At 67.6% G+C, this 15,209-nt stretch carries 12 protein-coding genes; 6 read left to right on the plus strand and 6 right to left on the minus strand.

Translation table 11 applies throughout. The features are described 5' to 3' along the window. The 3 genes from J3E64_RS08605 to J3E64_RS08615 are packed head-to-tail and all read right to left on the minus strand — an operon-like array spanning nt 1 to nt 3,355. Nucleotides 1-1,347, minus strand: a complete 1,347-nt coding sequence (locus J3E64_RS08605) for a TldD/PmbA family protein (RefSeq protein ID WP_253342086.1) — start codon at nt 1,345-1,347, stop codon at nt 1-3. 42 nt (nt 1,348-1,389) lie between these two features. Then, the gene (nudC, locus tag J3E64_RS08610; protein ID WP_253342088.1) at nt 1,390-2,307 is read right to left on the minus strand and encodes an NAD(+) diphosphatase; all 918 of its coding nucleotides are present in this window, start codon (nt 2,305-2,307) and stop codon (nt 1,390-1,392) included. Further along, nucleotides 2,294-3,355 carry an A/G-specific adenine glycosylase gene (locus tag J3E64_RS08615; RefSeq protein ID WP_253342090.1) on the minus strand — a complete coding sequence of 354 codons (1,062 nt, stop codon included), beginning with the start codon at nt 3,353-3,355 and terminating at the stop codon, nt 2,294-2,296. The genes nudC and J3E64_RS08615 overlap by 14 nt, the downstream gene beginning before the upstream one ends. Before the next feature lie 26 nt (nt 3,356-3,381). On the opposite strand from J3E64_RS08615, the gene J3E64_RS08620 reads away from it, so the two are divergent. From J3E64_RS08620 to smc, 4 genes are all read left to right on the plus strand, one after another. Next, nucleotides 3,382-3,924 carry a DUF721 domain-containing protein gene (locus J3E64_RS08620; protein ID WP_253342092.1) on the plus strand — a complete coding sequence of 181 codons (543 nt, stop codon included), beginning with the start codon at nt 3,382-3,384 and terminating at the stop codon, nt 3,922-3,924. 43 nt (nt 3,925-3,967) lie between these two features. Continuing rightward, nucleotides 3,968-4,636: a thioredoxin domain-containing protein gene (locus tag J3E64_RS08625; protein WP_253342094.1), complete on the plus strand. Its 669-nt coding sequence runs from the start codon at nt 3,968-3,970 to the stop codon at nt 4,634-4,636. A gap of 45 nt (nt 4,637-4,681) precedes the next feature. After that, complete coding sequence (locus tag J3E64_RS08630; RefSeq protein ID WP_253342095.1) at nt 4,682-5,416, plus strand: thioredoxin domain-containing protein; 735 nt, start codon at nt 4,682-4,684, stop codon at nt 5,414-5,416. A gap of 74 nt (nt 5,417-5,490) precedes the next feature. Continuing rightward, complete coding sequence (gene smc, locus J3E64_RS08635) at nt 5,491-8,934, plus strand: chromosome segregation protein SMC (RefSeq protein ID WP_253342097.1); 3,444 nt, start codon at nt 5,491-5,493, stop codon at nt 8,932-8,934. Nucleotides 8,935-8,940: 6 nt separating this feature from the next. Here the strand turns inward: smc and J3E64_RS08640 are convergent, their stop codons facing one another. The 3 genes from J3E64_RS08640 to ubiA all read right to left on the minus strand — a co-directional run bounded on the left by J3E64_RS08640 (nt 8,941) and on the right by ubiA (nt 12,902). After that, the gene (locus tag J3E64_RS08640) at nt 8,941-10,401 is read right to left on the minus strand and encodes a patatin-like phospholipase family protein (RefSeq protein WP_253342099.1); all 1,461 of its coding nucleotides are present in this window, start codon (nt 10,399-10,401) and stop codon (nt 8,941-8,943) included. A 138-nt stretch (nt 10,402-10,539) separates the two neighbouring features. Then, on the minus strand, nt 10,540-12,003 hold the full coding sequence (locus J3E64_RS08645) for a phospholipase D-like domain-containing protein (RefSeq protein WP_253342101.1): 1,464 nt from the start codon (nt 12,001-12,003) through the stop codon (nt 10,540-10,542). Then, a complete protein-coding gene (gene ubiA, locus J3E64_RS08650; protein WP_253342103.1) occupies nt 12,000-12,902 on the minus strand; it encodes a 4-hydroxybenzoate octaprenyltransferase in 903 nt (300 codons plus the stop codon). Before ubiA ends, J3E64_RS08645 begins: the two co-directional genes overlap by 4 nt. Before the next feature lie 83 nt (nt 12,903-12,985). On the opposite strand from ubiA, the gene J3E64_RS08655 reads away from it, so the two are divergent. Both J3E64_RS08655 and J3E64_RS08660 read left to right on the plus strand, forming a co-directional pair. Continuing rightward, nucleotides 12,986-13,732, plus strand: coding sequence for a 16S rRNA (uracil(1498)-N(3))-methyltransferase (locus J3E64_RS08655; RefSeq protein WP_253342337.1), 747 nt, complete (start codon nt 12,986-12,988; stop codon nt 13,730-13,732). A gap of 102 nt (nt 13,733-13,834) precedes the next feature. Beyond that, the gene (locus J3E64_RS08660; protein ID WP_253342105.1) at nt 13,835-15,208 is read left to right on the plus strand and encodes a glutamate--cysteine ligase; all 1,374 of its coding nucleotides are present in this window, start codon (nt 13,835-13,837) and stop codon (nt 15,206-15,208) included. The last annotated feature ends 1 nt before the right edge of the window (nt 15,209 follow it).

Raw genomic sequence — 15,209 nt, forward strand, 5'->3', positions numbered from 1 at the left:
TCAGCCGCCAGCGACGGTCATTCCGTCGATCCGCAGCGTGGGGACGTTCATGGCATAGCGGAAATGCAGATCCTTGGCGGGCATGAGCGCGCGGAACATCTCATTGAGATTGCCGGCAATGGTGATTTCCGACACCGCATGGGCAACCCCGCCATTCTCGATCAGGAAACCCGCGGCACCGCGGCTGTAATCGCCGGTCACCCCGTTGACCCCCATGCCGATCAGTTCAGTGACATAGAGGCCGCGCGTCACGTCCGCCATCAGATCCCCCGGCGAAACCGTGCCCGGTTCCATATGCACATTGGTAATCCCTGCACCGGGGGCGCCCCCGCCGCCGCGGCTGGCATGACCGGTCGGTTCCATGCCGAGTTGCCGCGCCGAGGCGCTGTCGAGCAGCCAGCCGGTCAGCACCCCCGCGTCGATCAGCGCGCGACGCTCCACCGGCAGACCTTCGCCGTCGAAGGGACGCGACCGCAGGCCCCGCGCGCGGAGCGGATCGTCGATGATGGTTACGCCGGCGTCGAATATGGCCTCGCCCAGCCGGTCCAGCAGAAAGCTGGAGCGGCGCGTGATCGCCGGTCCGACCATGCCGCTCACGAGATGGCCGACCAGACTGGAGCCGATGCGCGGATCGAAGATGATCGGCATCACCCCGCTTTCGATCTTCACGGGGTTGAGCCGCGCCACGGCCCGCTGCCCCGCCCGCACGCCGACCGCCTCGGGATGGTCCAGATCCTCCACATGGCGCGCCGAATGGCTGGCATGGTCGCGCTGCATCGCCGCGCCGGTGCCGGCGAGCACGCTGGCCCAGGTCGAATGGCTGGTGCCGGCATAGCTGCCCGCGAAACCGTGACTGGTCGCGAGCGCCACCTGGCTGCGGCCACTCGCCGCGCCGCCGCCCTCGCTGTTGGTAACGCCGGGCACCGATCGCGCCGCTTCCTCGACGATCAGCGCCCGGTCGCGCAGCGCGGCGGGCTCGGGCTCCTCCTCGTCGGTCAGGTCCAGCGACGGCAGACGCTTTCTGAGCAGCCGGTCTTCGGGCGCCAGTCCGGCATAGGGGTCCTCCGGCGCCTCGCGCGCCATCGCGATGCAGCGATCGACCAGCGTCGCGAGCGTTTCGCGGTTCATGTCCGACGCCGAAATGCTCGCCGAACGCTGGCCGATGAAGACGCGCAAGCCGATCTCCTCTCCCTCCGAGCGTTCGACATCCTCCAGCGCGCCGAGCCGAACCGACACATTGGTCGACGCGTTGCAGGCATAGACGGCGTCGGCCGCGTCGGCCCCCGCCCGGCGCGCGGCATCCACCAAATCCTGCGCGCGGGTCTGGGCTTCTTCTAGGCTGAGCATGGAGCGGGGATTGTCCTGGATCGAAAAAGGGAGTGTCGGGCCTTACGCGCTTGCGTCGGCAGGGGCAACGTCCGCCAGCCAATGCGCCAGCAGATGGCGCGCGACAGCCATCGGGGGCGGGGCGATGAAGGGCGCGCCCTCCTCTTCGGCCAGCGCGGCGCGGACGCCCTGCGCGTCGCACCAGAAGGCGTGGTCGATCTCGGTCGCGTCGAGCGTCAGTGTGTCATCGTCCGCCTGCGCGATGCAGGCGATCATCAGCGAGGAAGGAAAGGGCCAGGGCTGGCTCATCACATAGCGGACGGAATGGACCAGCACGCCCGCTTCCTCGAACATCTCGCGCGCCACCGCTTCCTCGATCGTCTCGCCCGGCTCGACGAAACCGGCCAGTGCCGAATAGCGGCCTTCGGGCCAGCCATGCTGACGCCCCATCAGCACCCGGCCCCGATGTTCCGCCAGCATGATCACGACCGGGTCGGTGCGGGGGAAATGTTCGGCGCCACAATCGCCGCATTTGCGGGACCACCCGGCCTTGACCGGCACCGTGCCCGCGCCGCAGACCGAACAGAAGCGATGCCGGGCGTGCCAGTGGACCAGGCTGCGCGCGGTGCCGTACAGCGCGACTTCGTCGGCCGGAACCAGATCGGCAATGGAACGGCTGCGCGCCGTCGGTAAGAGGCCGGGGCCAAGGTCGGTCACCAGCCGGGCGAAGATCGGCCGCTCCGCCGGATCGATGCCCAGCAGGACATGATCGTCGACCCGCGCGTCTGGCGCCAGCGGCTCCAATACCAGATGCCCGTCCCGCTCGACCGGCTCCAGCCCGTCCAGCAGCAGCAGGCGTGCGGCCGGATCGGCAAAGCTTGCCGCCAGCAGATCGGGATTGGTGCGGACATGATCGACCCGGTCGATCCGGCTTCCGGCGAAAGCGGGGATCGCCTCCGGGCGTCTGTCAGTTCCGTGCATCCTGTTCTCTCCTTACCGCCTGCGCCGCGCGCGCGAAAAGCGTCGGCAGCCCTGCATCGCCGATCCGCGCCACGGGCCACCACTCGCCGGCGCCATCCGGCGTCACGTCGTCGCCTACATGGGCATGGTGCATGGTTAGCGACAGCGAGAAATGGGTGAAGACATGGCGGACCGGGTCCGCCAGCGTCCGCCAGTCGGCAGCGACAGGAGGCGTGGCATCCGGCGCGTCGCCCCAGTCGGAACTGGGCAGGCCCCGCATGCCGCCCAGCAACCCGGTGTCGGGCCGGCGGACGAGCCACACATGTCCGTCCCGCTCGATCCACCAGCCATGTCCCGTTCTGTGCGGCTTCGCCCTTTTCGCGGGCCTGACGGGGAAGATGGCGGGATCGGCCGTCGCGAAGGCGGCACAGTCACTCCGCAGCGGACAGATGCCGCAGGCCGGATTGCGCGGCGTGCAGACGGTCGCACCCAGATCCATCATCGCCTGGGCGAAATCGCCCGCCCGCGCGTCCGGCGTGATACGATCGGCCGCATCCCGAATGGCCGGGCGGGCGGCAGGCAGAGGCGTCGCGATCGCGAACAGGCGGGCCACCACCCGCTCTACATTGGCATCCACCACGACCGCGCGGCGGCCAAAGGCGATGGCGGCGACCGCCGCGGCGGTATAGGCGCCCACGCCCGGCAACGCCCGCAGCCCGGCCTCCGTATCGGGGAATCGCCCGCCATGGTCGCGGGCGACGGCGCGGGCGCACGCCAGAAGATTCCGGGCGCGCGCATAATAGCCAAGACCGGCCCAGGCAGCCATCAGGTCCGCATCGTCCGCCGCAGCGAGCGCCGCCACATCGGGCCAGCGTTCGGTAAAGCGCGCGAAATAGGGGCCGACCGCCGCCACCGTCGTCTGTTGCAGCATCACTTCGGACAACCAAACGCGATAGGGGTCGGCCGCGTTGGTGCCCGGGGGCGCCCGCCACGGCAGACGACGGGCATGCACGTCGTAGTGCGCGAGCAGGTCGCGCGCGATTTTCGTTTCTGGACCCTCGACGCGCATGGCGGCCCTATGCCATTAAGCAGGGCATGACGGAACGCCCCGCAGTGCCGAAAGCCAAAAGCCGCAAGATGCCGGCCGAGGAACGGCCGCGCGTGGGCGCGCCGCGCCGGATCGCCGACCTGATGCCGGACATCGGCCGCGCGGCATTCCGCAAGTTCGGCTTCGTCCAATCCAGCATTGTCACGCGCTGGGCCGAGATCGTCGGCCCGCATTATGCAGGCTTGACCGCGCCCGAATCGATCCGGTTCCCGGTAGGGAAAAAGGCAGGCGGCACCCTGCAACTGACCGTCGCGAGCGGCTATGGCCCGATGATCCAGCATGGGTTGCCCGACATCGTCGAGCGGGTGAACCGGTTTTTCGGCTATGCGGCCGTGGCCAAGGTGGCGATCCGGCAGGGGGAGATCGCGCCGGCCGCGCCCGAACGCGCGCCCCCGCCCCGCAACCTGAAACCCATACCGGTCGAGCTTGGCGATTCGCTGCGCGACATCGGCGATCCCGAACTGCGCGCGGTGCTGGAATCTCTGGCGCAGGGGCTTGCCAACAGCAGCGGACTGCCCAAGATCGGCTGACATTCGGCTCCGGTTCAGCCGGAGCGCACTACGGACCCGCACCATGAAGAAATTGCTGCTGCCGCTCGCTCTCCTGTCCATCCCCGCCGCACTTGTCGCCGCTCCTGCCGCCAACTGGGTCAAGCGGGTCGTCCTGTCGCCGATCGGCGGCCATGTCACGGGCAATCCGGCGGCAGCGACGAAGCTGGTCGAATATGTCAGTTACACCTGTTCGCATTGCGCGCATTTCGTGGCCGAGGCGAGCGAGCCGCTGCGGGCGCAATATATCAGCACCGGCAAAGTCAGCGCGGAGGTTCGCAACGCCGTCCGCGACAAATATGACCTGACGGCGGCACTGCTGGCGCGCTGCGGCGGCGCGGCCCGTTTCACGGGCAATCACGAGGCCCTCTTCGCCAACCAGAGCGCGTGGATGGACCGGCTGATCGCGTATGACCGCGACGCGGAAAAGCCGACCGACCAGATCCCCGCGCTTCAGGACATCGGCCGGAAGACCGGCCTTTACGCGCTGATGAACAAGCGCGGCTTTACCAATGCGCAACTCGACGCCTGCATCGCCAACCCGGCGTCGATGAAGCAGATCATGGCGATGACCGACGAAGCCTGGAACAAGATCAAGATCAGCGGCACGCCCGGCTTCACCGTCAACGGCACGCGCGTGGAGGGGGCGACCTGGGCCGCGGTCCAGGCCGCATTGCCCCCTGCCGCGCGCTGATCTAGAAGCCTTCCTGAACCGCCCATCATCGGAGCCCAGCCCGTCGTGAAATTCCTGCCCGGACTCGCCCTCGTCGCCCTCAGCCTGACCCTCGCCGCGTGCGGCAAGACCGACGATGGCGCCAAGCCCAGCGGCGATCCGATCGCCGCCGTCGCCCCGCCGGCGGGGACGAGCTGGTCGGAAACCGTCGCGCAGACGCCGGACGGCTATTATCTGATGGGCAATCCGTCGGCCAAGCTGAAGCTGGTGGAATATGGCAGCTACACCTGCTCTCACTGCCGCGATTTTTCGACCGAGGCGTCGGCGGAAATCCGAAAGATCGTCGATAGCGGCAAGATGAGCTACGAATTCCGCAGCTTCGTGCGCGATCCGATCGACATCACCACGTCTCTGCTCGCAGCCTGTGGCGGCAAGGATGTATTCTACCCGCTGACCGAACAGTTTTTCGAGAATCAGGGCGCGATGTTCGACAAGGCGCAGGCATTGGGCGACGATCGGTACAAGGCACTGATGAGCGCCCCGCCCGCGCAGCGTTTCGGCCAGCTGGCCCAAGCGCTCGGCCTGGTCGACTTCGCCAAGCAGCGCGGCATTTCGGAGGATCAGGCCAAGCAGTGCCTGGCCGACACCGCTGCTGCCGAAAAGCTGGCCAAGGGCGTCGAGGATGCGACGACCCAATATCAGATCGAAGGCACGCCGACCTTTATCCTGAACGGATCGGTCGTCCCCGACACGGCGAACTGGGCCAAGCTGCAACCCCAGCTCAAGGCCGCGGGCATCTGATTGACCGCCGGGGGGCCGACATCGACGCTCGGGCGTGACGGGACCCGGACGGCATGCCGCTCCGGACATCACGCATGCAGATAAAGCGGCTCAAGCTTTCCGGCTTCAAGAGCTTCGTCGACGCGACCGAGTTGCGGATCGAGCCGGGGCTGACGGGTATCGTCGGCCCCAATGGCTGCGGCAAATCGAACCTGCTGGAGGCGATCCGCTGGGTGATGGGCGAATCAAGCGCCAAATCGATGCGCGGCGCCGGCATGGAGGATGTGATCTTCGCCGGCACCGCTACCCGGCCGCAACGCGATTTCGCCGAGGTGTCGCTGCTGACGGTGCAGGAACAGGGGGAGCTGTTTCCTTCCGTCGAGGCTGGCGCGGACGGTGAACTGGAGGTCACGCGGCGCATCGAGCGGGGCGCGGGCAGCGCCTATCGCGCCAACGGGCGGGACGTGCGCGCCAAGGATGTTGCGCTGATTTTCGCCGATGCCGCGACCGGCGCGCACAGCCCCGCGCTCGTGAGCCAGGGGCGCATCGCCGCCGTCATCGCCGCCCGGCCGCAGGAACGGCGCGCCATGCTGGAGGAAGCAGCCGGGATCGCGGGCCTGCATGTCCGGCGCAAGGATGCCGAGCAGAAGCTGCGCGCGGCCGAGGCCAATCTTGCCCGGCTGGACGAGATATTGCTCGACATGGACGCACGCGCCAATGCGCTGCGCCGGCAGGCCCGGGCCGCCGAACGCTATATCCGCCTGTCCGACCAGATACGCGTGGCGGAGGGCCGCACCCTCTTCGCCCGCTGGCGCGAGGCCCATGCCAGCGCCGAAGCCGCCCGTGCCGAAGCACGACAGGCCGAGGCCGGCGTCGCCGCCGCACAGGAGGCGCAACTCGCCGCCGGCGCCCATGTGCAGGCCGGCGTGGCGATCCTTGCCGAACGCCGTGCCGCCGCGCAGACCGCGCGCGACGCAGCCAGCGAAGCAGGCCACCGCCTTGGTTCGTTGCGCACCGAGCGCGATGCGGTGGTGCGCCGCCTTGCCGATCTTGTGCAACAGGCGGTCAGGCTGGAGGAGGATCGCACCCGCGAAGGCACGCTGGCCAACGACGCTGCGGACGCCATCGCTCGTCTGACGGCCGAAACCGCGACGCTGAAGTCGCGGATCGCGGAGACCGAGACATTACGCCCGAACTTCGCCGCGCGCATCGCCGCCGCCGAGGACGGCGCGCGCGATGCCGAACTGGATCTGGCGAAGGCCATGGCCCGCCAGGCGGCGGAACAGGCCGAATTGCGCGTCGCGGAGGCAGCGCTGGCCGCCGCGCGCACCCGGCTGGACCGCACCACGCGGGATGTTGCGCGGCTGGAGGCCGAGGCGGCCGCCCTGCCCGACGCTGCACCGCTGGAGGCGCGCCGTGCGGAGGCCCAGGCCGCGCAGGCCCAGGCCAGCGCCGATCGCCAGGATGCAGAGACGATCATCGCCGCGGCCGAAAACGACCGCCAGGCAGCGGCGGAAGCCCGCGCCGCGGCCGAATCGGCGCTGGCGGCCGCACGCGCGGCGCTCGCCGCGCTCGACAGCGAAGCTTCGGCCCTCCGGCGCGCGGTGGACAGCGGCAGCGGCAAGCAGGCGCGCGCGCTCGACCGGCTCAAGGCCGCGCCGGGATATGAGCGCGCGCTGGCCGCCGCTCTGGGCGACGATCTGGAAGCGCCGGTGGGTGCAGAGGGCGCGCGCCGCTGGGGCGGTGCCGACGTCCTGGCCCAGGACCCCGCGCTGCCCGGCGGCACGACCCCGCTGGCCGATCATGTCACCGCCCCGCCCGAACTCGCGCGGCGCCTGTCCCAGATCGCCGTGGCCGACAGTGATCTGGGACAGGCGCTCGCCGTGGGTCAGCGGCTGGTGACGCGCGACGGCCTCCTCCGCCGATGGGACGGCTATGTCGCGCTCGAGGGTGGCGCCGCAGCCGCGGAACGGCTCATTCGCCTCAACCGGCTGGATGCCATTGCCGCCGCGCGCCCGTCGGCTGAGGCGGCAGTCGCCGCAGCCATCGACGCGCAGGACGAATCGCGCGCCCGCGAGCAGGCCGCCACGCAGGCGCTGGCGTCCGGCCGGGCTGGACTGTCCGACGCCGACCACAGGCTGCGTTCCGCGTTGCGCGCCGCCGACGAAGCCACCACGGCGATCGAGCGGCTGGCGGGAAGACGCGAAGGCATCGAGGAAAGACTGGCCGAGGCGCTCCGGGACAGCCAGGGCGCCCGGATCGATGCCGACAAGGCGCAAGCGGCCCGCGCGAGCCTGTCCGACGGCGGGGAAACCGGCACGGTCGTCGCTGCCCTGACCCAGGCGAGCGAAAAGGCCCGCGCCGCCGTCAGCCAGTTGCAGGCCGATCAGGCACTGGCCGATCGCGCACTGGCCAGCGACCGCGAACGCCAGACCGCAGCCGATGCGGAGATCAAAGGGTGGCGCGCGCGTGCGGGCGAAGCGGCGAAGCGCATCGCCGCCATGGTAACCCGTGCGGACGAAATCGCGACCGAACGCCAGGCCATGGAGGCGCAGCCCGACGCCCTTGCCGGGGCGATCGCCGACCTTGCCGACCGGGGTTCCGGCCTAGCAGAGGCTGCGGATCAGGCCCGTCATGCCGAACAGGAAGCGGAATCCCTGCTACGCGCGGCGGAAGCGCGCGCGACCCAGGCCGGCGAGGCGCTGGCAACGGCCCGGGAAGCCCGCGCCACTGCCGTCGCCCGGGCCGAGGCCGCCGACGAACGGCGGATCGAAACAAATCGCCTGTCGGGCGAAAGGTTCGAATGCCCGCCGCCGCTGCTGCCGGAGAAACTGGGCTTTGCGAGCGCCGACATCCGCATCGCCCAGACCGAGCAGGCCGCGCATGACCAATTCGTGACGGAGCGGGAGCGGATCGGTCCCGTCAACCTGGTCGCGGCGCAGGAACTGGAGGAACTGGAGGCGACGCAAGCCACCAGCCGCGCCGAGAGCGAGGAACTGACGCAGGCCATCAATCGGCTGCGCGGGTCGATCGGCAGCCTGAACCGCGAGGGCCGGCAGCGGCTGCTGGCGGCGTTCGAAGCGGTGGACGGCCATTTCCGTCGCCTCTTCACGACCCTGTTCAATGGCGGGCAGGCACATCTGGAACTGATCGACAGCGACGATCCGCTGGAGGCGGGGCTTGAGATCATGGCCCAGCCGCCCGGCAAGAAGCTGGCCGCGCTGACATTGCTTTCGGGCGGGGAGCAGGCTTTGACCGCCGTGGCACTCATCTTCGGCCTCTTCCTGACGAACCCCGCGCCGATCTGCGTACTGGACGAGGTCGACGCCCCGCTGGACGATGCGAATGTCGAGCGCTTCTGCGACCTGCTCGACGCGATGGTGGCGCAGACCCGGACGCGCTACCTGATCGTCACCCACAATGCGGTCAGCATGGCGCGCATGCACCGCCTGTTCGGCGTCACGATGGTGGAACGCGGCGTCAGCCGGCTGGTGTCGGTCAACCTGGAAAGCGCGGAAGCGATGCTGGCGGCGGAATAGGCGCCATCATTCCAGCGCCGCCGCTATTTCGTCCCGGTGCATCCGCACGCTGAGCTGGCCCAGTTGCCACAGCGTCGTGAAGAGATCTGCATCGAACTTGTAGCTGGTCTTGGCGGCATTGCCCACGCGGTAGAAATTATTGGCGACGCAATCGGACCCCAAGGTGCGCAGGTGGGCAAAGCTGGCGGCCCAGTCCGGCAAAGCACCCCGCGGGCGCGATCCGCCTGTGTCCAGCCGGTTTCCTGGCTGAAAACATCGGACGTCATAGGCCGCGGCGGCGGCCAGATGATCCAGCCCCTTGAGCAGGTCTTGCGCCTTCGCCTCGGGGAAATGTGCCGTGCTGTAGAAGTCCAGCAGCACGGGGCTGTCGACGCCGACGGCCCGGAACATCGGGCGATACAGCCGTTCGAAACTGGAATCCTGCACCGCGAAGATGCCGTTGCTCGCGGTGGTCATCAGGAAACTGGCATTGGTCTTCTTCCTGGCGATGCTTTTCTGATCCATCGACGCGGCCGAGTTGATCAGGATCATCGCACGTCTGGTGCCAATGGTGGCCGGCTGAGATTCCATGACTTCAAAGGCGGTCTTGTAGCCGATATTGTCGTAGAGTCCGCCGTCCGCCAGCCGCAGATAGGACAGGCGCCGGCCCTTGCGCTTCCCATGGCAGAAGGACGCTGCGGGGATCGGACCATCGTCGTCGCACAGGGCAGTGCGGGCGAAGCTGGCATAAAAGCCGGGGACGGCCCCGCTCGACGCCGCTGCATAGGCGATCGGCAGGTCCGCCAGCCTGGTGCCGGCGACGGTCAGGCGCGCCTTGCATGCGCCGAATTGCCTGACTGCATAGTGACGCAGAAAAGCATCGGTGAAGACGAAGGGCGCATGGGCCGGCAACAGCGAGGCATTGAAGAATACGCGCGGAAGGGGCTCGGTCCGTTCCGGCGCATAAATCTGTCCGAAGGTGGCCGCGCCCGGTATCCCGGCCTGCATCGCCTGGGCCCAGCATGGCACGCGGCCTTCGCTCATGGCCACGAAACGGGCGCGCAGCGCGGGCATGTTCGCGGCCAGGCTGTATCCGGCGCCCCGATGGTCCGCGCGGTCGACCAGATAGGCAGCCACGGCCCAACTGCCGCCGGAATTGGTCGACAGGAAATCGATTCGGTCGAGCGCCGTCCGATGGTCTGCAAAGCCAATCGTCTGCAATTCGGCCAGAATGCCCAGGGTGAAGGCCGTGGCGCGCGCGCCGCCGCCGGACACCGAAAGGCCGATAAGGCGGGAATCGTCGAGCATCGGCTTTGCCGCCAGCCCTTTCCCCAGTTCGTCGTCGACCTTCTGCACGGTACGGAGGAAATCAGCGGCAGTGCTGTCGTATATCGGGCTGTAGGTCGGCCAGGGCAGCGACTTTATCCCCAGTTCCGCGCACCCCTGCAACAAGAGAAGGCAGGCGAACAGGATTGATACATGCTTCATCGATCCCCCCTCAGGCATGATTTGGCCGTCGGGCATGGTACGCGCTCGCCACTCTAATTCAAATCAACTACCGCATGAATGGAACGGTTATGGTTCTATTCGTCCATGACTGGATGAAGGGCCGGGAAGAGTGGCCGATCAGTTCCGGCCAAACCACCCCTTCATCCGGCGAAACAGGCCACGCTCGCTGATCGGCTCGAACATCTCTTCGGGTCCTTCCGGATCCAGCACTTCATGATCGGCGATATATTGCTGTACCGCGTTGAGTTCTGGGGTCTCGTATGGCCTGAGCGTTCGACCTGATTTTCGGCGCAGTTCCTCGACTGCCGCCACCAGTCCGCGCTCCCCTATGACCGCGGCCACGCGCTCCTCGGGAAGGTTGAGATGTTCGGCGATCAGGCCGTCGCGAATGGCCAGGATATGTTTGCCCTGCCCGTCATTGGCCGGCAGGGCGATGTCGATCGTCACGTCGCATTCCGTATCCAGGCGCAGCGATCGATTGTTCATGTTGGACGAGCCGACGCGGATGATCCGGTCGTCCACGATCATCACCTTCGCATGGACGTAGATCGGCGTGCCACGCTGGGTGAAGGGATGGTACAAGCGAAAACGCCCATGCGGATCGCGGGCCTTGAGCGCCTCGAACAGGCGCGCCCGCGCGGTATCCATCGCCTGCTGTTCCAGCCAGCCGTCGGCCTGCTGCGGATTGACGATGACGAATTCCGGCCCGTCGGGTTCGGCAAGCCGCAGCGCGATCGCTTCGGCAATGCGGCGCGAAGCGAAATACTGGCTTTCGGCATAGACGCATCGTTTCGCGGCCGCGATCTGGTTGAGGTAAAGCCGCTCGATCTCGACCAGTTCGTCCTGGTCGTCCATTTTCGGCGCGGTGCGGGCGATGGCCACGTCCACCTGTTCGAACTGGACAGGCAAGGTTTCGGGCCAGCAGTCGCTCACGCCTTCCACCGGTTCAAGCCGATCGCCGCCGGCGCTTGCCCAGCGCGCGCGCCCATGCTCGCCCAAAGCGACGGCCACAGGACCAGCGAGCGCCGTGGTCGCGTCGTGCCATGGACCGTAGGGCGTGCCATCGGGGTGCCGCCGTGCCGGTTCCTCGTCACGGTGATGGCGAGTATCCCAACGGTCGGCGGTCATGTCGATCCCGCCGCAGAAGGCGAAACAATCGTCGATCACGACGATTTTCTGATGGTGCGACGCGGCGGGCGGATGATGGCTGTCCAGCTTCACGGTGATGCGCGGATGCGCCATCCATTTGAGCGTGGTGGCGAGGTTGGCCGGCCGGCTCATCGCCTTCATCGCGCCTACGTCCCAGCGCAGCAGGAAGATTTCCAGTTCCGGCGTCCGGTCCACCAGCCAGGTGATGAAGTCGCCGATCACCACCGGCGCCCCGTCCTTCGCCTCATCTTCGCGAATCAGGCTTATGCCGGAATCGAAATCCCATCCGATCAGCATGATCCGCCGCTTCGCCTTGATCATCGCGAGGCGGACGTGCCGGAAATAGGCTTCTGCGTCGATCACGACACTGGCCCGCACGGCGCGCTCGATCCGCCAGCAATCTTCGCCAGCGACGGGTGGCGAGTCGCTCATGCGCTTCCCACCACGAGACAGCCGAGAAACATCAGCAGGCCGGCGAACCGGTTGGACCGGAATTTGACAAGCGGATCGAGCCCGTCCTGCCGGAGGGTCGTCACCTGCCAGGCGAGATGGCACGCCATCGGCCCCAGAGCGGCGAGCGCCAGCGCCTGCGGCCGCACATGCCAGATCGCGCCGGCCCACAGCGCCAGCGCCAACCCGTAGCAGATACCCACACCCAACCGTACATGCCGCCCCATGGACAGCGCACTCGATCCGATCCCGATCAGCGCATCATCCTCCCGATCCTGCAACGCGTAGATGGTGTCATAGCCCACGATCCAGAAAATGGTTCCCGCATAGAGCAGCCCCGCCGGGACGGTCAGCCCCCCCATGACCTCGCTCCAGCCGACCAGCGCCGCCCAGGAAAAGACCAGGCCCAGCCACAATTGCGGCCACCCGGTTATCCGCTTCATGAAGGGATAGGCGGCCACGAGCGCCAGGCTGGCAAGCGCGACGATCTGGGCGCTCAGCCGCAATTGCAGCAGCACGCCAAGACCGATCAGGCACAACGCCAGCAGCCAGACCCAGGCAGCCTTGACGGACAGCGCCCCGCTGGCCAGCGGACGCGCCGCCGTGCGCGCGACGCGCGCGTCCAGGTCGCGATCGACTATATCGTTGAACACGCATCCCGCGCCGCGCATGGCGACGCTGCCCAGCAGCAGCCAGCCCAGCAGCGGCCAGCGGATGAAGGCCCCGCCCGCGAGCGCCACCGCCCAGGCCCCCGGCCAGAACAGCAGCCACCAACCGATCGGCCGGTCCAGCCGCGCCAGTTGCACCAGCATGCGCGCCGTTTCCGGCAAACGGGCCAGCAAACCGTGCGCTTCGCTGTCGGGGACGATTCCGCTCTTCACACACACTCCGTTCGGGCCAGCCTTGTCGAACCCCCGTGCTTCTCTTTAGGGAAGAAAGATTGCAGAACAAGCCGCGAGACATCATGACCGCCACGCCAGCCTGGCCGCCGCACAGTGCGCCGCGCCTTCACGTCGAAACTGCCCTGGGTGAGGGCGTGGCCGTGGCGGTGGACGGCAATCCGGCCCATTATCTGATCTCGGTCATGCGCATAAAGCCCGACGACATCGTGCTGCTGTTCGACGGCCGGTCCGGCGAATGGGCGGCGCGCGCGCGCGACATCCGCAAGCGCGACCTGGTGCTGCAATGCGTTGCGCGGACACGGCCGCTGGAGGCGACACCCGATTTCTGGCTGTGCTGCGCGCCGATCCGCAAGGGCCGCATCGACCTGATCGCGGAAAAGGCGTGCGAGCTGGGGGTTGCGCGGCTTCAGCCCGTCCTCACGCGCCGTGCCGTCGTCGACAAGCTCAATCTGGACCGGTTGCATGCCCATCTGGTCGAAGCCGCCGAACAATGCGGCCGCACCGCGCTGCCCGACCTGTCGCCCATGGTGAAGCTGGATGCGTTGCTGCGCGACTGGCCGGACGACCGCTGGCTGTTCTTCGCCGACGAAAGCGGCGGCGCGCCCCTGGCCGAAACGCTGCCGGGCCATCCCGGCCCCGCCGGCATGCTGATCGGCCCGGAAGGCGGTTTCGATCCGGACGAACGCGCCGCCATCCGGGCACATCCGCGCGCTGTTGCGCTGTCGCTCGGTCCGCGCATCCTGCGGGCGGAAACCGCCGCCCTGGCCGCGACGGCGGCATGGATGACCATTAATGGCGACTGGTCATAAGCGTTTCATTACGCAATGGGATTGAAGCCATCATAGGCGTCGCTTATCTGGCAATCGCACGTCCTGATTTGACGTGCCGAGGGGAAGGATTAAGGGCGGGGCATGAGCACCAGAACCGACACCGGGGGGAATGATCCCGTCATCGAAAGCCGCGACCAGCTGATCGCGGCTTTTGCCAAGGGCGAAAAGCCCAAGGATCGCTGGCGCATCGGCACCGAGCATGAGAAGTTCGTCTATCGCCGCGACGATCACCGCGCTCCTTCCTACGACGAACCGGGTGGCATCCACGCGCTGTTGACCGGGCTGACCCGCTACGACTGGAAACCGGTCGAGGAAAACGGCCACATCATCGCGCTGTCCGGACGCGACGGGACGATCAGCCTGGAACCGGCGGGGCAGCTGGAACTGTCTGGCGCGCCGTTGGACAATCTGCACGAAACCTGCGCCGAAACCGGCCGGCATCTGGAGCAGGTCAAATATGTCGGCGACCGGCTGGGCCTCGGGTTCCTGGGCTTGGGCATGTGGCCCGACAAGAGCCGCGAAGAATTGCCGGTCATGCCCAAGGGCCGCTATGCGATCATGCTGCGGCACATGCCGCGCGTGGGGTCGATGGGCCTCGACATGATGTTGCGCACCTGCACGATCCAGACCAATCTCGATTATGCCAGCGAAGCGGACATGGCGCAGAAATTCCGCGTCAGCCTGGCCTTGCAGCCGCTTGCGACCGCGCTGTTCGCCAATTCGCCGTTCACCGACGGCAAGCCCAACGGCTATCTTTCCTATCGCAGCCATATCTGGTCCGACACCGACCCCGCGCGCACGGGAATGCTTCCCTTCGTGTTCGAGGACGGCTTCGGATATGAACGCTATGCCGACTATGCGCTGGACGTGCCGATGTATTTCGTGTTCCGCGACGGCAAATATATCGACGCAGCGGGCCAGAGCTTCCGCGATTTCCTGGACGGGCGCCTGCCCGCCCTGCCCGGTGAAAAGCCGACGGAAAAGGATTGGGAGGATCATCTGTCCACCGCCTTCCCCGAAGTGCGGATGAAGAGCTTTCTGGAAATGCGCGGTGCCGATGGCGGTCCGTGGGGCCGGATCTGCGCGTTGCCGGCGCTGTGGGTCGGGCTGCTCTACGACCAGGGGGCGCTCGACGCGGCCTGGGACCTGGTCAAGGACTGGACCATGGACGAACGGCAGGCGCTGCGCGATTCGGTACCAAGGTTGGGCCTCGACGCGCCGATTGGCGCAGGACGCAAATTGCGCGACATCGCCGGCGAGGCGCTGGCCATCGCCCGGTCGGGCCTTGCCGCCCGCGCTCGACTCAACAGCGTGGGCGACAATGAAACCGGCTATCTCGCCGCGTTGGAAGAGGTGGTCGCATCAGGCCGCACCCATGCCGAACGGCTGCTGGAACGCTATCATGGCGAATGGCATGGCGACCTCGGCCATGTCTATGCGGAGGAAAGTTTCTAAA

It is taken from the genome of Sphingobium sp. OAS761, from assembly GCF_024168485.1.
Taxonomy (GTDB): domain Bacteria; phylum Pseudomonadota; class Alphaproteobacteria; order Sphingomonadales; family Sphingomonadaceae; genus Sphingobium.